Raw genomic sequence first — 18,840 nt, 5'->3', positions numbered from 1 at the left:
CGTGCGACGGCCACCCTTATGTGTGAAGTGCGAGGTGTCGTGTTGTTCGGCAGGAAGTACGAAAACTAGCTTCTTCGCCGGAGGTGACGGATCAATGACTGCCTGTGCTGTCGAGACGGCGGGGCCCGCGGAGTTCACGGTCACGGCGGACGGGGCGTACGCCGCCCGGCTGGCCCTCAAGGGAGGCACCGGGGACGCGTGGTTCCCGGAGCGGTGGACCCTCGACGGGCCGGAGCCGTACGCGGTGCCCCTTCCCCTCGACCAGCCCGAGGAGCCGGACACGGAGGTGCTGCCGCTGACCGACGGGCGGGTGCTGGTCCGCCGCCGGGTCGCGGACCGGCACGATCTCTCGCTGCTCTATCCGACCGGGCCCGGGACGGGTCAGCTCCCGGTGGGCGCGGTGCGGTGCCCGGAGCTGACACTGCTGCCGCCGTCGCCGGACGGCCGGCGCGCGTACGCCCTGTCGGCGGACGCCCGCTCCACCACGGTCTGGCTGGTGGCGGGCGGCGCCTTCGGCCCCGAGCGGGTCGCCGAGGTGCCGGGGAGGTGCGCGGGCGGGGTCTGGCTCGACCGTACGGGGCGGATACTGGCGCTCGACCGGGAGACCGACGGCGTGGTCAAGGCCGTGGCCGTGGATCTGGCGCGGGGCGGCGAGGCGACGCCGCTGCTCCAGATCACGGAGGAGAGCAACGACCGTCTGCTGCTGGCGGATCCGGACAGCGGGCTGCTGCTGATCCGCTCCGACGCCCCGGGCCACGACCGGCTGGGCTGGGGGGTGCTGGGGAGCCGTCGTCCCGTGCGGTTCCCCGAGTGCCTGCGGTTCACGGACCGCGCGGTGACGCCGTTCGCCGTCCAGCCGGGGCAGGTGCTGATGCCGGAGAGCTGCGCGGTGGCGCTGCGGATCGACGGCCCGGCGGAAAGCTGGGTGGGGGTGTGGCGCCCGGCGGGCCGCCGGCTCCACCAGCGGCCGGCGCCGCAGGGGTGGCTGGCGGGGGCCGGACTGTGGACCCGGGAGGGGGTGCTGCGGCTGCCGTACGCGACGGACGCGGTGCCGTGCGGGGTGGCCTCCCTCCCCGCGCCGATGGACGCGCCACTCGACGCACGGATGGACGCACCGATGGACCCGGCGGCGGGCCCGGCGGCGGATCCAACAACGCCCTTCGGCCGTCCGCACCAGGACAAGGTCACGGAACCCACGCAAGCGGAATCCTGCGACGGGGAACCGTCCGGCTCTCCACGGACTCCTGCCATGTGCAGGCCGGTGCCGTTGCAGCAGGCGCCACTCACCGGCCGCGGGGCACCTGGATAGACTTTCCTCCGGCCCTGTGCCACAGAACAAGAAGCGAACACAACGGGGTGACTTCCCACATGTCCGAAACCCGAACCGACACGACGCAGCAGCGCCCGCAGGGGATGGCGACCGCGGGCAGCGGTGACAACGACGGTCTCGGTAAGCACCGCGGGGGTGCGGCACCGGCGGAGGACTCCACGTCTCCCGCCTACGGCCGCCACCGCCGCCCGGAAGAGGGCAGGAACGCGGCCTGACGGGCCGCGTTCACGACCCGCGCACACGACGGAGAGCCGAGAGGCCGCCACGGAAGCCCGTGGCGGCCTCTCGCCGTTCACGCACGGGGGTACCCGGGGTCTTTCGTCAGGCGTCCGAGGAGGCGCGCGGCAGCCACAGCACCATCAGGACCACCGCCCCGAGCAGCACCCCGCAGCCCGTCCTGAAGGCGAGCGCGTACCCCTCGGTCAGCGCCTGCGGCCCCGTGCCGCCCGCCGTCCGGGACGCGGCGACGGTGGAGAGTACGGACAGGCCGAGCGCGCCGCCCATCGTGCGGGAGGTGTTGACCAGTCCGGAGACCAGGCCCGCGTCGCCGGGTGCCGCGCTCCCCGTGGCGAGGGCGGCCAGCGGGGTGGTGGCCAGGCCCAGGCCGGCCATCATCAGGATGCCGGGGCCGAGGATCACCGAGAGGAACGTTCCGTCGGCGGTCATCGTGGACTGCCAGCCGAAGCCGGCCGCCGCCACCAGCGTCCCGGTCACCGCGAGGGCGCGCGCCCCGGTCCGCGGCATCAGCCGCGGCGCGAGCTTCGAGCCGAGCACCACACTCAGCGAACTGGGGACGAGCGCGAGCCCGGCCTCCAGCGGCGTGTAGCCCAGGACGTTCTGGGCGTACACCGTCATGAAGAACCACATGCTGAAGGAGGCCGTGCCACAGACGAACAGCGCCGCGTTGGCCGCCGACACGGCCCGGATCCGGAACAGCCCCAGCGGCATCAGCGGCTCCCTGGTCCGCGCCTCCACCACCACGAACACACCGAGCAGCAGCACTCCGCCCAGCAGCGGCAGCAGCGTCGGCACCTGGCCCCAGCCGCGCTCCTCGGTCTGCACGACGCCGTACGCCACCGCCGCGAGCCCGGTCGTGACCAGCGTCGCGCCCGGCAGGTCGAGGCGGCGGCCCGCGGCGTCACGGGACTCGGTCAGCCAGAGCGCGGCGCCCGCCAGGACCAGGACGCCGACGGGCACGTTGATCAGCAGCACCCAGCGCCAGGAGAGCAGGTCGGTGAGGAGTCCGCCGACCAGTCCGCCCGCCGCGCCGCCGCCCGCGCCGACCGCCGACCAGGTGCCGATCGCGCGGGTCCTGGCGGCGCCCGCGGGCACGGCCGAGGTGAGAATGGTGAGGGTCGCGGGGGCCAGTACGGCCGCGCCGAGCCCCTGGACGGCGCGGGCGGCGATCAACTGCCACCCCTCCTGGGCGAGTCCGCCGGCCGCGGAGGCGAGCGTGAAGACCGCGAGCCCGGCCAGGAAGGTCCGCTTCCGGCCGAAGAGATCGGCCGCGCGCCCGCCGAGCAGCATGAAGCCGGCGAACGCGATGGCGTAGGCGTTGAGGACCCATTGGAGCCCGGGGGCGGAGAGCCCGAGGTCGGCGCGCATGGACGGCAGGGCGACATTGACCACCGACACGTCGAGGACGACGAGGAACTGCCCGGCGCAGGCGGCCAGGATCACGGCCCAGGTGCGGGCCCCCGGTCTGGTGCGCCCGGCGGGGGTCGCGGGGACGGCGGGGACGGCGGGGTCCGGCGGGGCGGCGGGGCCCTTGGGGCCGGAAGGGGCCTTGGGGCCGGAAGGGGCCTTGGGACCAGAAGGGCCCTTGGCGAGGGAGGGGCCGGTGAGAACGGAAGGGGGCGCCGGGACGGACAGAGCTGTCGGTACGGAGGAGGCTGCGGAAGCGGATATCGCGTCGGCTTCGGTTTCCGACTCGAATTCTGACTCTGAGGAGGCTCGGACCATGGCTGTCATGGTCGCAGTCGACGAGTGCCCCGTACATGGATATTTCGTCGGAGCCACGGGCCGGTCGAGGCCGCCCTGTTCACACACCGTTTACCGGAATATGACCGCCGGAGCCGGAATACGGCGGCGGCGCCCCGGGTTGGACTGAGAAGCTTTCATGGTGCACGCACTTTACGGCCGACGCGGTCGTGTCCAGTGCGGCACGGGGCCCGCGCCCCCACCGACAGAAACCGCCAGACCCCGATAGACCCCGATAGACCCCGATAGACCCCGCCAGAACCTGACAGCTCCTGACAGACCCGCGCCAGACTCCGCCGGATCCCGCCGGACCCGCACCCCCGTACGTACCCCTGGTACGCCTTTCTTTTTTCTGCCCCGGAGGCCGCACGTATGCCGCAGACGACGACCGAACAGCACGCCGGAGGGCTCCCGGACCCACGACCCCGCAAAGCCGGCGGCATCGTCCCCGTCCTCGCCTTCGCGGGCATCACCGTCGCGGTGATGCAGACCCTGCTCGTTCCCGTCATCAAGGACCTGCCCACCCTTCTCAGCACCGCGCCCGCCAACGCCACCTGGGTCATGACCGCGACCCTCCTCGCGGGCGCCGTCGCCACCCCGATCATGGGGCGCCTCGGCGATCTCTTCGGCAAGCGGCGCATGCTGCTCGCCAGCCTCGCCGTCATGGTGGTCGGCTCGCTGATCTGCGGTGTCACCGACGACCTGGTGATCATGATCGTCGGCAGGGCGCTCCAGGGCTTCGCCATGGGCGCGATACCCCTCGGCATCGGCATCATGCGCGACGAACTGCCGCGCGAGAAGCTCGGCTCGGCCATGGCGCTGATGAGCTCCTCCATCGGCGTGGGCGGCGGACTCGCCATGCCCGTCGCGGCGCTGATCGCCCAGAACGCCGACTGGCACGCCCTGTTCTTCGCCGCCGCCGGTCTCGGCGCGCTGTCGATCCTGCTCACCGTCGTCTTCGTACCGGAGTCGTCCGTACGCGCCCCCGGCACCTTCGACTGGCTCGGCGCGATCGGGCTCTCCGCCGGTCTCGTCTCCCTGCTCCTGCCGGTCACCAAGGGCAGCGACTGGGGCTGGACCTCCGGCACCACGCTCGGGCTCTTCGGCCTGGCCCTCGTCATCCTGCTGCTGTGGGGCGTGATGGAGCTGCGCAGCTCCGCGCCGCTGGTCGACCTGCGCACCAGCGCGCGCCGCGAGGTGCTGCTCACCAACCTCGCCTCGATCATGATCGGGGTGGCCTTCTACGCGGTCACCCTCGTCCTGCCGCAGCTTCTCCAGCTCCCCGCCTCGACCGGGTACGGACTGGGCCAGTCGATGGTGGTCGCGGGCCTGTGCGTGGCGCCGCTCGGCCTGACGATGATGCTCACCGCTCCCCTGTACGCGCGGATATCGGCCCGCCGCGGCCCGAAGGTCACCCTGATCATCGGCATGCTGATCATCGCCCTCGGGTACGGGGCGGGCCTCGGCCTGATGAACGCCGCCTGGCAGACCGTCATCATCTCGGTCGTCCTCGGCGCGGGCATCGGACTCGCGTACTCCTCGCTCCCCGCCCTGATCATCGGCGCTGTCGACGCGTCGGAGACCGGCGCGGCCAACGGTCTGAACACCCTGATGCGCTCCATCGGCACGTCGATGTCGAGCGCGGTGATCGGCATGGTGCTGGCCCACACCTCCGTCCAGTCGGGCGGGGTGGCGCTGCCGTCGATGCACGGCTTCCGTATCTCGTTCATGATCGCCACCGGCGCGGTCCTGGTCGGTCTGGTGCTGGCGATGTTCCTGCCCGGGCAGCGGCCCGCCGCCCGGCCGGAGCCGCAGACCGCCGGTGAGGAGCTCGCCTACGGGACGGCCGAGCACCGCATGACCCTGGTCGCGGGCTCCGGCGGCTTCACCGGGCGGGTGCTGGACGCGGACGGCGCGCCGGTCGCGCGGGCGAACGTCACGCTGATCGACCGGCGCGGCCGGCAGGCGGGCCGCACCACGGCCGACGCGGAGGGCCGCTACGCGCTGCTGCCGCCGGGCGCCGGGCCCTACGTCCTGGCGGGGACGGCCTCGGGGTACGCGTCCCACGCGTGCCCGGCGGAGTACCGGGGCGACGGGGTCCCGGTCGCGGTCGACCTGGTCCTCGGCCAGGGACAGGGCGCGCAGGAGCGCAGCTCGGCCGTCACGTCCTGACACCCGGCCCGTGCGCCGCGCCCGTACCCCGGCCGGGGCCCCCGCCCCTGCCCCGGACCTCGTACGGTCGCGGCCGTACGGCACCATGGACGCGCCCGGTATCCGGCACACCGCCGGATCCGTCCGAGGAGGCAACCCTTAAATGACCGGCACGCCTGGCACGTCCGGCACGTCCGCAGTGGCCGCAGCCGTCGGAGCGCCCGCGCCCGGACCCGCGCCGGACGTCCTCGCCGCCTTCGAGGCGGCGAAGGGCTTCATGCCCGTCCACGAGGGGCTCGCGCTGTACGCGGCGGCCACCGAGGCCGGGGCGCTCGGGCTGCCGCTCCTGGAGATCGGCACGTACTGCGGGCGCTCCACCCTGCTGCTGGCCGCCGCGGCGCGCGAGGCCGACACGGTCGTCGTCACCGTGGACCACCACCGCGGCAGCGAGGAGCAGCAGGAGGGCTGGGAGTACCACGACCGGGAGCTGGTCGACCCCGTCTCCGGCCTGATGGACACGCTGCCGGTCTTCCGCTCCGTCCTCCACCGGGCCGGTCTGGAGGACCACGTGATCGCGGTGGTCGGCCGCTCGCCGCGGGTGGCGCGCGCCTGGGGCGACGGGCGGTTCGGTCTCGTCTTCATCGACGGCGGCCACACCGACGAGCACGCGGGCGGCGACTACGAGGGGTGGGCCCCGCGGGTCGCCGAGGGCGGGCTGCTCGTCATCCACGACGTCTTCCCCGACCCGGCGGACGGCGGCCAGGCACCGTACCGCGTCTGGCTCCGGGCCCTCGCGTCCGGCGACTTCACCGAGGTGTCGGTGACCGACACCCTGCGCGTGCTGCGCCGTACGGTGGCGGGAGCCCAGGAGCTCTGACCCGTCGGAGGGGTCCCTGACCGCTCCACGGGCCCGCCCTGCCCCCGATCGGCGGGCGGGACGTCTAGCATCGCGACGTGTCGTACGACGAGAGCCCGCAGCCCGCACGCCGCCGCTTCGGCCGGCACCACCTCACCGTCGCGGTCGCCGCGCTGGTGCCGACCGCCCTGGCGGGGTGGCTCGTGTGGCAGGGGACGGGCGGATCCGACGGCGCCGGCGCCTCCGCCGCGACGGCCGCCGGATCCGCCTCCTCCGCCTCCGCGCCCGCCTCCCCCACCGCCACCGCGTCCGGCCGCACGGCCGCCCCGGGCGACGGCGCCCCCGGCGGCGCCGGTCCGGCCGGACCGCTGGCCGGCAAGGTCGTGGTCATCGACCCCGGCCACAACCCCCGTAACAAGGACCACCCCACCGAGATCAACAAGAAGGTCGACATCGGCACGACCACCAAGGAGTGCGACACCACCGGCACCGCCACCAAGTCCGGTTACGCGGAAGCCGCGTTCACCCTCGACGTCTCCCAGCGGCTGCGTACGCTGCTCGCGCGGCAGGGCGCCACGGTCTCCTTCACGCACGACAACGACCGCCCGTACGGCCCCTGCGTGGACGAGCGCGCCCGTATCGGCAACAAGGCGAAGGCCGACGCCGTCGTCTCCGTCCACGCCGACGGCTCCGCGTCCGGCAACCGCGGCTTCCACGTCATCCTGCCCGCCCTGGTCAAGGGCGGCGGCGCGGACACCTCCGCGATCGTCGGCCCCTCCCGCGAACTCGGCGAGCGCATCGTCGGCGATTTCCGCCGGGAAACCGGAAGCGCTCCGGCCAACTACCTGGGCGACGGTACGGGGTTGGACGTACGCAAGGATCTCGGCGGTCTCAACCTTTCGACCGTCCCGAAGGTCTTCATCGAGTGCGGCAATATGCAGGATTCGGCCGATGCCGCACTGCTGTCCGACGCGGAATGGCGGCAGAAAGCGGCCCGGGGACTGGCGGCCGGCATCAGCGGTTTCCTGGAGAACTAAAGAAGAAGAAGTGAATCGCTGTGAGACCGCTGTGAGGAAGTCGGCGGGGAGTTGGTGAAGGGGTTCGTGAGGGAGTCGGTACGGCAGTTGGCTCGTATGTCACGGAAGGGGCCGGAGCGGGCCCTGTGACGGCCCTTCGATGTCGCGGAACCGCATAACGGACCCTCGTAACGGCCCGGTACCAGGCCGGATACCCGGCAGACGACCCGATCGGGCAGACGATAGATTCATCCGTACGATAGGGAGCCGCCCCCGAGCTTCGCACCGTGCACCGCACCCTGAGCGGCCCGCGACGACCGCCCCGCCGAGACGACTGACGAAGGATTCTTCACGTGAACATCCGCTCCCTCACTAGAGGCGACGGCGTGGTGATCGGAGCAGCGGTGTTGCTGTTCATCGCCTCGTTCCTCAATTTCTACGACTCGACGAGCTTCAGCAGCGGGCCGAAGGCATGGGACATCCTCGGCGTCGTGATGAGCGTCCACATCGCCGGTCTCATCGCCGCGGCCCTGATTGTCGTCTCGCACGCCCTCCCGCAGTCCCCGAAGAAGATCGCGGGCCTTGACCTCGGCCAGTTCGGCGTCGCGCTCGCCCTCTTCGCCGCCTGGACCTCGCTCTGGTACCTGCTCGGTGACGGCAAGGCCGGCGGCGGCCAGATCCTCGGCTTCTTCAGCGCCGTCGCCCTCGCGGGCGCCGCCGTGGCGACCCCGCTCGTCCCCGCGCTGAAGGTCGCCCTCGTCGGCCCCCCGAAGCCGCAGACGCCCCAGCCGTACGGCGGGGCCCCGGGCGGCCCGGCGCAGGGTTACGGCTACCCGGGCGGCCAGCAGCCGTACGGTACGCAGGGCCAGCCGCAGCCGTTCGGCGCGGGTGCCCAGCCGGCCGCGCAGCAGGCCCAGCCGTCCCAGGGCGGGGCGGCTCCGGCGGGCGACTTCTCGCCGTTCTGGTTCGCCGTACCGGTGGCGCGCCCGCTCTTCGGCGAGGACGGCTCGCCGTCCCCGATCGCCGAACTGGCGCCCGGCACCTGGTACTTGGCGGTCGAGCAGCGCGGCCCCAGCCTGGTGGCCCAGACGCAGGACGGCCGTCGCGGCGTTCTGCAGGACACCTCCGGCATCCAGCGCGGCTGACCGCCCGCTCCGTCAGGCGTACGGAAGAGGCCCTGGCCCGGAACTTCGCGTTCCGGACCAGGGCCTCTTCCGTCCGGTCCCGCGTGCTGCCGGTTCCGCGTGCCACCGGCCCCGCGTACCTTCGGTCAGCCGGAGCCGCTGGTGAGCTGGGACAGCGAGGGCACCTTGTTCTTCACCGGCGCTCCCGCGCTCTCGCCTGCGCTCTTGATGCCCGTGATGGTCTTCTCGAAGCTGCTGATGTCCGTGCCGCTCGCGTCGCCCTTGCGGAGCTTCGTGGCGAGCCCCTTCAGCGAGGCGATCCCGGCCGACAGCGGTGCCACGGCCTTGGACAGCAGCGGATCGGCCTTGGCGTTCTTGGTCGCCGCCTTGAGCCTGTTGTAGGTGAAGGCGCCGGCGAGCGCCGCCTTGACCAGGGCGAACCTCCGCCCCTTCGCACCCTTCTTGAACTTGCCCGCCTTGTACGGCTTGATGATCCACTGGTACGTCGCGCCGGCCGCGAGAGCGGCGTTGGCGACGAAGCGGGTCTTGGCGAACTTCTGCTTCTCGGCCGAGCTGGTGGGCGAGGCCGCCGCCACATCGGCGGCGGGTGCCACCTGGGCGGCTCCGGCGGCCTTCTCGGCCCGGGGGGACGCGGCGCCACCGCACGCGGCCGTCGTCAGCAGCAGGGCGCAGGAGAGCAGCAGGGCCAGTGCGGCGCGGCGCACCGTCACCCGGGGCGCGCCCGGTATGTGAGGGGTGTCGGACATGGGAACCTCCCTGGCAGACTGCCTGTAGCCTCACCGCCGCCCGGGCCCGCCGCCACGCGGACTGGGCCGTTCGGGTCGGTCACGGAGGGTCGGCCCGGAAGGCGGTCACCGGCGGTCGGCCCGGAAGGCGGTCACCGAGGGGCCGCCCGGGAAGGCGGTCACAGGCGGTCTGCCCGGGAAGACGGTCGCCTACGGTCGGCCCGGGTCAGCGGCAGCAGTCCGGTTCCAGGCCGTGCGGCAGCCGCTCGCCGCTGAAGACGGCGGTCGTCGCCTCGTCGCCGCCGAGGGCGGCCACCGCCAGCAGCAGGGAGCCCGCCGTCCAGGTGGTCAGCTCCTCGGGCCACATGCCGCGCTCGTCGCCCTCGAAGACGTACCCCGTCCAGTACATCCCGCCGTCCGCGCGCAGATGCTGGATGGACTGGAGCACTTCCAGCGCACGGTCGGACTCCCCCATCACCCAGAGCGCCAGGGCGAGTTCACAGCTCTCGCCGCCCGTCACCCAGGGGTTGGGGAGGATGCAGCGCACCCCGAGACCGGGCACGACGAAGCGCTCCCAGCCCTCCTCGATCCGGGCCGTGGCCGGGGCCCCGGTCACGGCGCCGCCGAGCACGGGGTAGTACCAGTCCATCGAGTAGCGGCTCTTGTCGAGGAACCGCTCGGGGTGATCGCAGATCGCGTGCGCGAGCGCGCCGGCCGCCAACTCCCAGTCGGGCTGCGGCTCTTCGCGTTCCTCGGCGATCGCCAGCGCGCACCGCAGCGCCTGGTGCACCGACGAACTCCCGGTCAGCAGCGCCTCGTCGAGCGCGGTGCCGTCCGCCTCGCGCCTCCAGCCGATCTGCCCTCCGGGCCGCTGGAGTTCGAGGACGAACTCGACCGCCGCGTGGACGACGGGCCACATCCGGTCGAGGAACGCGTCGTCGCCGGTGGCCAGGTAGTGGTGCCAGATGCCGACGGCCGGGTACGCGCAGAAGTTGGTCTCCCGGCCCCGGTCGGCGGGGAGGCTCACCTCTTGGTCCGCGTCGGCGTAGGCCGCGTACCAGGAGCCGTCCTCGTTCTGGCGCCGGGCCAGCCAGTCGTAGGCGCGCGCCGCCGCCTCGTGCTCGCCCGCCGCGTCCAGCGCCATGGCCGCCTCGGTGTGGTCCCACGGGTCGAGGTGGTGGCCGCGGAACCAGGGGATCGCGCCGTCGGGCCGCTGGACGGCGAGGATCCCGGCCACGGTCCGCGCGGCCTGTTCCGCGGTGAGCACGCCGGGCAGGACGAGGTGCTCCGTGGCGCCGGGACCGGTGCCGGCCCCGGAACCGAAGCTGGGCCAGGTCACTTGACGGCCGCCGCTGAGGCGTCCGCGGAAGGCACCGGCGTAACGGCTGCCGCGGGCAGGTGCGGTTTGGTCGCGTACGCCACGAAGCTCTTGCCGACCACAGGGTTGAGGAGCTGCTCGGCGACCCGGGTCGCGAGGGGCTTCTTCATGATGTCCCAGACCAGCAGTTTGTGGTACGCGCGGACCGGCAGCGCCTGGTCGTTGTCGACCCCGAAGGCGCACTTGAGCCACCAGTACGGCGCGTGCAGCGCGTGCGCGTGGTGGGTGCCGTACGGCTTGAGCCCGGCCTCCCGCATCCGGCCGAGCAGTTCGTCCGCCTTGTAGATGCGGATGTGGCCGCCCTCGACCTCGTGGTACGCGTCGGAGAGCGCCCAGCAGACCCTCTCGGGGCCGTAGCGCGGCACGGTGACGGCGATCCGGCCGCCGGGGCGCAGCACGCGGACCATCTCGGCGAGCACGCCCTTGTCGTCGGGGATGTGCTCCATCACCTCGGAGATGATCACGACGTCGAACGACTCGTCGGGGAACGGCAGGTTGAGCGCGTCGCCCTCCATGGCGGTGGCCGTGGCGCCCTCCGGGGCCTCGCCCTCCGCCTTCATCGCGGCGAACCACCTGGCCACCTCGCGGATCTCCTCGCCGTTCCGGTCGAGGGCCACGACCTGAGCGCCGCGCCGGTAGCACTCGAAGGCGTGCCGGCCTGCGCCGCACCCCAGATCGAGCACGCGGTCGCCCGCGGCGAGCGGGAAGCGGGTGAAGTCGACGGTCAGCACAGGGTCGTCCTGCTTTCGCGGTCGAAGGAGCGGGGGCGGAGGCGGGAGAAGTGGCAGGGGCGGGTACGGACGTACGGGCCGACCATCAGCGGCGTCCGCCGCCGCGGGGAGGGTCGGTACGGGGCACGTCGGTACGTACGGCGGTCACGGGCCCGGCGGCGGGCGCGGTGGTCCGCAGGCCCCGTCTGCTGTGCGCCTGCCGGGCGATGGCCTCGCGGTACAGCTCCGCCGTGCCCTGGGCGGCCCTGGCCCAGGTGAACCGCGCGAGCACCCGCTCGCGGCCCGCCGCGCCCAGCCGGGCGCGCAGCTCCGCGTCGTCGAGCAGCCGCCCGAGGGCGGCGGCGAGCGCGCCCGCGTCGCCCGGCGGTACGGCGAGGCAGCTCTCCCCGTCCGCCCCGGCGACCTCGGGGATCGCCCCGCCGGTGGTGGCGACGAGCGGGGTGCCCGTGGCCATGGCCTCGGCGGCGGGCAGCGAGAAGCCCTCGTACAGGGACGGCACGCAGGCGACCTGCGCGCCCCGCACCAGATCGACCAGCTCGGCGTCGGAGATGCCCTTGACGAACTCGACGGCGCCTTCGAGCCCGTACCGTTCGATGGCCTGCGCGACCGGACCGTCCTCGGCGCGCCTGCCGACCACGACGAGGTGCGCGTCGGGGTGTTCGGTACGGAGCTTGGCCAGCGCCTCGACGAGATGCACGAGGCCCTTGAGCGGGACGTCGGCGCTGGAGGTGGTGACGATCCGGCCGGGGATCTCCCGGACGCCCGGGTCCGGCGAGAACAGCTCCGTGTCGGCGCCGATGTGCACGACGTCGATACGGTCCGCCCGTACCCCGAGGTGGTCGGTGATCTCCTGCCGGGAGGAGCCGGAGACGGTGAGGACGGACGGCAGCCGGCGCGCGACGCGCTTCTGCATGCGGGTGAAGCCGTACCAGCGGCGTACGGAGGCCCGGCGGCGCCAGTCCTCGGCGGCGTCCAGATCGAGCCGCCGGTCGACGGTGATGGGGTGGTGGATGGTGGTGACCAGCGGCGCGCCGAGGTCACCGAGCAGCCCGTACCCGAGGGTCTGGTTGTCGTGGATGACGTCGAACCGCCCGGCGCGGGCGGCGAGATGGCGCCGGGCGCGGAGCGAGAAGGTCAGCGGTTCGGGGAAGCCGCCGGTCCACATGGTGGCGACCTCGACGGCGTCGATCCAGTCGCGGAACTCGTCGCGGCGCGGCGTACGGAACGGGTCGGGCTGCCGGTAGAGGTCGAGGCTGGCCAGCTCGGTGAGCTTTACGCCCTCGTCGAGCACGGGGTAGGGCTGGGCGCCGATGACCTCGACGCTGTGGCCGAGGCGGGCGAGTTCGCGGGAGAGATGGCGTACATAGACGCCCTGGCCGCCGCAGAAGGGGTTGCCCTTGTAGCTGAGGAGCGCGACGCGCAGCGGCCGTTCGCCGCCGCCTCCGCCGTCCTCGCCGCCGCTGCCGCCTCTGCCGCCCCGGTCGTCCTGGGACTCCGGCCCGGTGCCCGCCGCTATGGCCTCAGCGGTCACACTCGGCCCCCTTCATCACTGCGTTCTCCGTGTTCCGACGGATTCGCCGGAGCGTAACCGCTGCCGACGATCTAGAACAAGTTTCAGACCCGTCCGCCCGCGGCCCTCGAATCTACCGGCAGGTAGCGTCGGCGCACGAGCCCCCACAGGTGATTCCCGCCACGGCGGGGTCTGCCATGCTGTGCGCCCGTACTGTGCGCCCGCAGAGCCCCGAAGGGAGCGGCAACCGATGGCAACGGCCTCGCGCCCCTGTACGGCCGCGCTGACGGAGCGTCAGGAGGCCCGGCGGCGGCGCATCCTGGACGCCACGGCGCGGCTCGCCTGCCGGGGCGGGTTCGACGCCGTACAGATGCGCGGGGTCGCCGAGGAGGCGGAGGTGGCCCTCGGCACGCTCTACCGGTACTTCCCCTCGAAGGTCCATCTGCTGGTCGCGACGATGCAGGACCAGCTCGACATCCTCCACACCACCCTCCGCAGACGGCCCCCGGCCGGTGACACCCCGTCGGAGCGGGTCGCCGGGACGCTGCTCCGGGCGTTCCGCTCGCTCCAGCGCGATCCCCAGCTCGCGGACGCGATGGTCAGGGCGCTGACCTTCGCGGACCGGGGGGTGAGCGGCGAGGTGGAGACGGTGTCGCGGCAGACGACGGCGATCATCCTGGACGCGATGGCCTCCCACGCCGCGCCCCGGACCCCCGCCGCCCGGAGGGCGACGCCCGCCCGGACGGGGACGCCCGCGCGGACGCCGCAGGACCCGACGCCGGAGCAGCTCTCCGCGGTCCGGGTCATCGAGCACACCTGGCACGCGACCCTGATCGCCTGGCTGTCGGGCCGCGCCTCGGTCGCGCAGGTACGGGCCGACATCGAGACGGCCAGCAGGCTCCTCGACCTGACGGCACGGGGCGCCGCGGAGCCGCGCTGAGTGCTCCGTCCGGGGGCGGGAGGCCGCCGTCGTACGGAACCGGCGGGTGCGTCCGGGTGAGCGGGCGTCAACTCCACGTAGCGGGCGGTGTACCGTGCTCGGTCGTTGTGTCCGCCCGTTCGCCGCCCGTTCACCGGAGGAGTGAGGTCCCCCATCACTGCCGTGCCGCCGTATGCCCCTCTCAGCGTCGAGATCGTCACCGGCCAGGACCGCGTTCTGGTGCGGGTCCGCGGCGAACTGGACTGCGACACGGGCCCCGACCTCTTCGCCGCCCTGGCCCCACTGGCGCACCGGTACGTCGAAGTGGACTTAAGCCAGGTGCCCTTCATGGACTCCACGGGCCTCAGCCTTCTCCTCGGCCAGCGCCGCGCGAGCCGCAGGGCGGGCGGTGACCTGACCCTGCTCCGCTGCTCGCCCCCGGTACGGCGGGTACTCGACGTCACCCGGACCTTCACCCACCTGACGACCCCGTGCGACACCGCCCCCGGTCTCCCCCGGCCCGACACGTTCTAGGGCGCCGTCGTGTCTGACGCACCCCCAGCGGTCGCACGGTTGTTCAATTGGCGCATGTTCACCGCAAAGGCGCCGGGATCCGCGCAGCCCCGTCCGCGTCACTCCGTTCTCGTCCGGCTGATCCCGGTGTTGTGGACCCTCGCCCTCGGCTTCTGGGGGCTGTCCCGGCAGGACAGTGTGTGGCGGGACGAGGCCGCGACCTGGCAGGTGGCCCAGCGCTCCACGGCCGAGATATGCCGCATGCTGGTGAACGTCGATGTCGTGCACGGGCTCTACTACCTGCTGATGCATGGGCTGTTCGCGTGTTTCGGGCCCGGTACGACCACCCTGCGGCTGCCCTCGGTGCTGGCCATGGGGGTCGCGGCGGCCTGTGTGGCGGCCATCGGCCACCGGCTGGCCGGGCGGTGGGCGGGGCTGGCCGGAGGGATGGCGTTCGGGCTGCTTCCGGCCGTGCAGTTCCATCTCCAGGAGGGCCGTCCGTACGCACTGGTCGCGGCCGGGGCCGGGATCTCGACCCTGCTGCTCGTGACCGTGCTCCAGGGGCGCGCCCGGACGGTGCACTGGGCCGCGTACGGCGCCACCGTCCTGCTGTGCGGGCTGCTCAACTGGTTCTCGCTGATGATCCTGCCGGCCCATCTGGCGACGCTGCTCTGGACGCGCGCCGGGCGCGGGGTGTGGGCGCGCTGGGCGACGGCCTCCGCGGTCGCCGTGGCGGGTGTGCTGCCGCTGGCCCTCTTCAGCGGGAGCCAGTCCGCACAGGTGTCCTGGATACCGCCGCTGAGCTGGCACATGATGATCGGCCCCGCGGTCCTGCTGGCGATCGGTGGCGTCGGTGCCCTGCTGGACCGGCCCCGGGCGGGCGGGCCCTCGGTGGCGGCCGTCGGGCTGCCGCTGCTGGCTGTGCCTCAGCTCGGCCTCATCGGCCTTTCCTTGATCCGGCCGCTCTTCCTGGACCGGTACATCCTCTTCAGCCTGCTGGGTCTGGCGCTGCTGATCGGTACGGCCGTCGGCTCCGCGATACGGGCGGCCGAGCCGCGCCTGCCGAGAGCGTCGGCGTGGATCCTCCCCGCGGTGGTCGCCGTGGCGATGGTGGCGCTGCTGCCGCAGTCGCTGGCCAAGCGGTCCCCGGCAGGCCGGCCGGACGACGTACTGGCCATAGCGTCGGACGTGCGGCGGCTGAAGGAGCCCGGGGGTGCGGTGCTCTTCCTGCCGTCGGCGCGCCGGGACACCGCGTCCGTCTCGCCCAACGCCTTCGCCGGTCTGCGGGACATCGCGCTGACGCAGAGCCCGCGGAAGTCCGGGACGCTGAAAGGTCTGGAGGCGCACCCGGTCCTGATACGCACCGCGATGCTGGCCCATCGGCGGATCCTGCTGGTGACGGACGCGCCAGGGGTGGCGAGACCGGTGCGGGGAGCGCGGGACCGGATGAAGGCCTCGGTGCTGGAGCAGTACTTCACGGCGGTGGCCGACGAGCAGGTCCGCGGCCGGAGGGTCACGGTGTACGAGCGGCTCGCGCCCGCCCGCTGACCGCCGGTTCCCCGCGTACGGCGTGACGTGTGGGCGCCCCACGCACGGGGCACCCACACGCCACCCGGCGCAGGCGGGTCAGCGGATGCGGACCACCTGCGGGTCATGGTCGCTCGCCTGGTCGGCGAACTCGGCGTTGATGTGGACGACGTCGTAGTCGGGCTTCTTGACGCCCGGGCTGACCAGGATGTGGTCCAGGGTCTGCGAGTTGCCGTCGTACACGTAGCTGTAGCGCTCGTTCTTCGGGAGCTTGTCCATCAGGTCGGTGAGGACCTTGCCCCGGGTGAGGGCGGCGACGGGCTTGGAGAACGGGTAGTCGTTCAGGTCACCGAGGACGACGACCTTGGCCGTCGCGTCCTGCGAGAGCAGCCCGGTGACGAAGGAGTTGACCTCCTTGGCCTGCGCCAGGCGCTGGGTCTCGGAGCCGAGGACCGGCGGCTGGAAGCGGCTGTGCAGCGACTGGTCGCCGCCCTTGGAGTTGAAGTGGTTGCCGATGACGAAGACCTGCTCGCCCCGGAAGGTGAACTCCCCGACGAGCGGCTTGCGGCTGTTCTGCCAGGCGTCGGCGGTGGGGTTGATCCGGCCCGGGGAGACGGACAGGGTGATGCCCCGCTCCTTGCCCTTCTTGTCGGCCTTCGGCGCCTTGGGAGCCTTCGGGGCCTTGACGACCTTCGTGGCCGTCGTGGCGTCGCCGCCCGGACGGTCCACGAAGCTGACGCGCTGGGGGTTGAAGAGGAAGACGTTACGGATGTTGCCGCCGGGCTCGCCGCCGTCGACCTTGTCCTGCGGATCGACCGAGCGCCAGTCGTATGTGGGGCCGCCCTGGGCCTTGATCGCCGCGATGAACTGGGCGAGGGTCTTGTCGGCGGCGACCGTGCCGTCGTCCTTGGCGCCGTTGTTGTCCTGGATCTCCTCCAGGCTCACGACGTCGGGCGAGGCGAGGTTCTTGACGACGCCCTCGGCCAGCCGGTCGAACTTCGCCTGCGGGTCGGTCGGGTCGAGGTTCTCCACGTTGTACGTGGCCACCGCCAGCTCGTCGGCCTTCGCCTTCCTCGCCACCTCGGGCTTGAGGCCGCCGGACCTCACCGTGCCGAGCGTGGTGGCCTGGAGGCCGTACCCGCCGTAGTTGGAGTAGTCCAGCACGCCGGTGGTCGGGCCGGTGAGCGTGTCGCCCACGTCGGCCACCGCCTTCTCGCCGGTGAGCGAGGCGACCAGCAGACGGCCCGAGTTGGGCTGGGAGTAGGAGCCGTAGAGCGTGCCGCCGCGCGGGGTGGCGTTCTGCTTCGGCTTGGTGGTGACCCAGGTCTCGCCGTACGCGTTGGAGGCGCCGACGACCCGGGTGTCCTCGACCTGGACGCGCATGCCCTCGCGGGACTCCAGCCAGTCCAGGGCGAACTTCCTGGGCTTCAGGGCCAGCGGCTCGATGTTCAGGCCCTTGACCTTGGGCGCGTACGCCTCGGGCAGCGTCTTCTCGTCGATGACCTCGGCGGCGGGCAGCGCGTTGCCGGAGGACAGGACGGTGGAGGTGGGGCCGGTCAGCTCCGTGACGGACTGGTTGCCGCCCGCGGCGCCGCCCGGGTAGTACTCGGTGACCTTGCCGCTGACCAGGACCGAGTCGCCGACCTTGACCTGCGGGGTGACGGAGCCGGTGAAGACGAACACGGCCTCGCTGGTCGCCGGGTCCTTGTCCGGGTTCGGGTCCTGGAGCCAGTAGCCGCGCGCGGATCCGGTGGCGCGTACGGCGGTGACGACGCCGGGCACGTCGGTGACGGTCGAACCGGCGTGCGGGGAGAGGCGGGTGGCGCCCTGGATGTCGTGGACGCGCAGCTCACCGGGGGTGGTGCTGGTGGGCGAGGGGGTCGGGGACGGCTCCGGGCCGCCGCCCGCGCCCGCGCTGTTACGGGGGGAGGGAGTGGCGCCCGTGAAGTCGGCGGAGTTGTTGTCGGTGTCGCTGAGCGCCGCGTTCCTGGCGACCGAGGTGGTGTTGCCGGCGCCGGTGGCCGGGGTGGTCTCCCGTACGACGGCGGTGCCGAAGCCGACCAGGTCCTTGACCGTGGCGTCCGCCGTGCAGTCGGCGGCGGTCAGGCAGGTCAGCGCGGTGGTGGAGTGGACGAGCGCGACGGTGCCGCTGCTCGCCGACATCGCGATCGCGCCGGCCGCGTCCGGGGTGGGCAGGGCGGTGTCGCCGCCCGCGCCCTTGCCCTCCCCGACGAGATAGCTGCCACCGGCGGGGATGGCGCCGGTCAGCGGGGTGACCTGCCACGTGGAGCTCGCGGTGGGCGAGCCGCTGAGGTACTGCACGGACCAGCCGGTGAGGTCGAAGGCGCCGCCGCCCGCGTTGCCCAGCTCGATGAAGTCGTGGGTGAGGGTGGCCCCGGAGTTACCGCCGCCGCCGAAGACCTCGGCGATCACGGCGTCCGGGGACGGGGTCGCCTGGGCGTTGAAAGGCAGCACGACAAGGGAACCGGCGAGACCTACGGGGAGCGCCAGCGCGACGATCTTCGCGCGACGGCCACGAAAGGCCGGGGGTATGGAGGAAGACACGAGTGACTCTTTCTGTTCCTTGGGCTGCGACTTCCGGCGGGCCCCCCGTGGGTTCCTTCGGTGACGTCGCGGATGAGCGTGATGGCGGAAAAGTCGGCTCAAGATACGCGCGTAGATACTGCCCGAACAAGAGGTCGCGCACACCAAGAGGCAAGTGTTTCCCGAGTGTTCGCCGGATTTAACCTGGTTGCCGGGGAGGACCGCTCCGGTCCTCTGCTCCGGCCCGTCCCCGGGCGCCCCGGAACGGGCCGGGGCCGGGGAGTCCGGCGGGGCCGGGCCGGTAGAGTGGGCGCGTCGTCATCATGCCCGTATGGAGGGAAGCCGGTGCGAAACCGGCACTGACCCGCAGCCGTGAGCCGCCGTCGCCGGCGGCGAGTCGGAATGCTCCGTACACGGTCGTGACCGGCTCATGCCACCGGCAACCCGCCGGGGCAGGCATCGTCGAGGTACACGAGGCCGGAGTCCGGTGCCTGAGTGTGCCTGGTGTCCGGCTC

General features: G+C 72.8%; 15 protein-coding genes and 1 riboswitch. Of the genes, 9 read left to right on the top strand and 6 right to left on the bottom strand.

What is annotated here, in order from left to right; genetic code table 11:
- The first annotated feature begins 94 nt into the window (after window positions 1-94).
- Complete coding sequence (locus ACIBJC_RS23220) at window positions 95-1,309, top strand: hypothetical protein (RefSeq protein ID WP_399295399.1); 1,215 nt, start codon at window positions 95-97, stop codon at window positions 1,307-1,309.
- A 59-nt stretch (window positions 1,310-1,368) separates the two neighbouring features.
- Window positions 1,369-1,545, top strand: coding sequence for a hypothetical protein (locus ACIBJC_RS23215; protein ID WP_329827364.1), 177 nt, complete (start codon window positions 1,369-1,371; stop codon window positions 1,543-1,545).
- A 106-nt stretch (window positions 1,546-1,651) separates the two neighbouring features.
- On the opposite strand, the gene ACIBJC_RS23210 is transcribed toward ACIBJC_RS23215, so the two are convergent.
- Window positions 1,652-3,301: an MFS transporter gene (locus ACIBJC_RS23210; protein WP_399295396.1), complete on the bottom strand. Its 1,650-nt coding sequence runs from the start codon at window positions 3,299-3,301 to the stop codon at window positions 1,652-1,654.
- A 381-nt stretch (window positions 3,302-3,682) separates the two neighbouring features.
- Here ACIBJC_RS23210 and ACIBJC_RS23205 point away from each other — a divergent pair, with 381 nt between their 5' ends.
- The 4 genes from ACIBJC_RS23205 to ACIBJC_RS23190 all read left to right on the top strand — a co-directional run bounded on the left by ACIBJC_RS23205 (window position 3,683) and on the right by ACIBJC_RS23190 (window position 8,478).
- Window positions 3,683-5,482, top strand: coding sequence for an MFS transporter (locus ACIBJC_RS23205; protein ID WP_399295394.1), 1,800 nt, complete (start codon window positions 3,683-3,685; stop codon window positions 5,480-5,482).
- A 256-nt stretch (window positions 5,483-5,738) separates the two neighbouring features.
- Complete coding sequence (locus ACIBJC_RS23200; protein WP_399296013.1) at window positions 5,739-6,338, top strand: class I SAM-dependent methyltransferase; 600 nt, start codon at window positions 5,739-5,741, stop codon at window positions 6,336-6,338.
- Window positions 6,339-6,415: 77 nt separating this feature from the next.
- Window positions 6,416-7,354: an N-acetylmuramoyl-L-alanine amidase gene (locus tag ACIBJC_RS23195; RefSeq protein ID WP_399295392.1), complete on the top strand. Its 939-nt coding sequence runs from the start codon at window positions 6,416-6,418 to the stop codon at window positions 7,352-7,354.
- Between the two features lie 332 nt (window positions 7,355-7,686).
- On the top strand, window positions 7,687-8,478 hold the full coding sequence (locus ACIBJC_RS23190; protein ID WP_399295390.1) for a hypothetical protein: 792 nt from the start codon (window positions 7,687-7,689) through the stop codon (window positions 8,476-8,478).
- Between the two features lie 125 nt (window positions 8,479-8,603).
- On the opposite strand, the gene ACIBJC_RS23185 is transcribed toward ACIBJC_RS23190, so the two are convergent.
- The 4 genes from ACIBJC_RS23185 to ACIBJC_RS23170 all read right to left on the bottom strand — a co-directional run bounded on the left by ACIBJC_RS23185 (window position 8,604) and on the right by ACIBJC_RS23170 (window position 12,843).
- Complete coding sequence (locus ACIBJC_RS23185; RefSeq protein WP_399295388.1) at window positions 8,604-9,224, bottom strand: hypothetical protein; 621 nt, start codon at window positions 9,222-9,224, stop codon at window positions 8,604-8,606.
- A 205-nt stretch (window positions 9,225-9,429) separates the two neighbouring features.
- Complete coding sequence (locus ACIBJC_RS23180; protein ID WP_399295386.1) at window positions 9,430-10,542, bottom strand: prenyltransferase; 1,113 nt, start codon at window positions 10,540-10,542, stop codon at window positions 9,430-9,432.
- The gene (locus tag ACIBJC_RS23175) at window positions 10,539-11,312 is read right to left on the bottom strand and encodes a methyltransferase domain-containing protein (protein WP_399295384.1); all 774 of its coding nucleotides are present in this window, start codon (window positions 11,310-11,312) and stop codon (window positions 10,539-10,541) included. The genes ACIBJC_RS23180 and ACIBJC_RS23175 overlap by 4 nt, the downstream gene beginning before the upstream one ends.
- An 85-nt stretch (window positions 11,313-11,397) precedes the next feature.
- Window positions 11,398-12,843, bottom strand: a complete 1,446-nt coding sequence (locus tag ACIBJC_RS23170) for a glycosyltransferase family 4 protein (RefSeq protein WP_399295382.1) — start codon at window positions 12,841-12,843, stop codon at window positions 11,398-11,400.
- A 229-nt stretch (window positions 12,844-13,072) separates the two neighbouring features.
- Here ACIBJC_RS23170 and ACIBJC_RS23165 point away from each other — a divergent pair, with 229 nt between their 5' ends.
- From ACIBJC_RS23165 to ACIBJC_RS23155, 3 genes are all read left to right on the top strand, one after another.
- Window positions 13,073-13,762 (top strand): TetR family transcriptional regulator, encoded by a 690-nt coding sequence (locus ACIBJC_RS23165; protein WP_399295379.1) that lies wholly within the window; start codon window positions 13,073-13,075, stop codon window positions 13,760-13,762.
- 162 nt (window positions 13,763-13,924) lie between these two features.
- Window positions 13,925-14,275, top strand: a complete 351-nt coding sequence (locus ACIBJC_RS23160; protein ID WP_399295377.1) for an STAS domain-containing protein — start codon at window positions 13,925-13,927, stop codon at window positions 14,273-14,275.
- Window positions 14,276-14,329: 54 nt separating this feature from the next.
- Window positions 14,330-15,802: a hypothetical protein gene (locus ACIBJC_RS23155; RefSeq protein WP_399295375.1), complete on the top strand. Its 1,473-nt coding sequence runs from the start codon at window positions 14,330-14,332 to the stop codon at window positions 15,800-15,802.
- Between the two features lie 78 nt (window positions 15,803-15,880).
- On the opposite strand, the gene ACIBJC_RS23150 is transcribed toward ACIBJC_RS23155, so the two are convergent.
- Window positions 15,881-18,346, bottom strand: a complete 2,466-nt coding sequence (locus tag ACIBJC_RS23150) for an endonuclease/exonuclease/phosphatase family protein (RefSeq protein ID WP_399295373.1) — start codon at window positions 18,344-18,346, stop codon at window positions 15,881-15,883.
- Window positions 18,347-18,662: 316 nt separating this feature from the next.
- Window positions 18,663-18,731, top strand: a riboswitch (cobalamin riboswitch).
- Window positions 18,732-18,840: the final 109 nt, after the last annotated feature.

Origin of the sequence: Streptomyces sp. NPDC050509 (genome assembly GCF_044457965.1) — a bacterium.
Taxonomy (GTDB): domain Bacteria; phylum Actinomycetota; class Actinomycetes; order Streptomycetales; family Streptomycetaceae; genus Streptomyces.
Note: the sequence above shows the minus strand (reverse complement) of the source record. Positions and strands in the feature narration are given on the sequence as shown.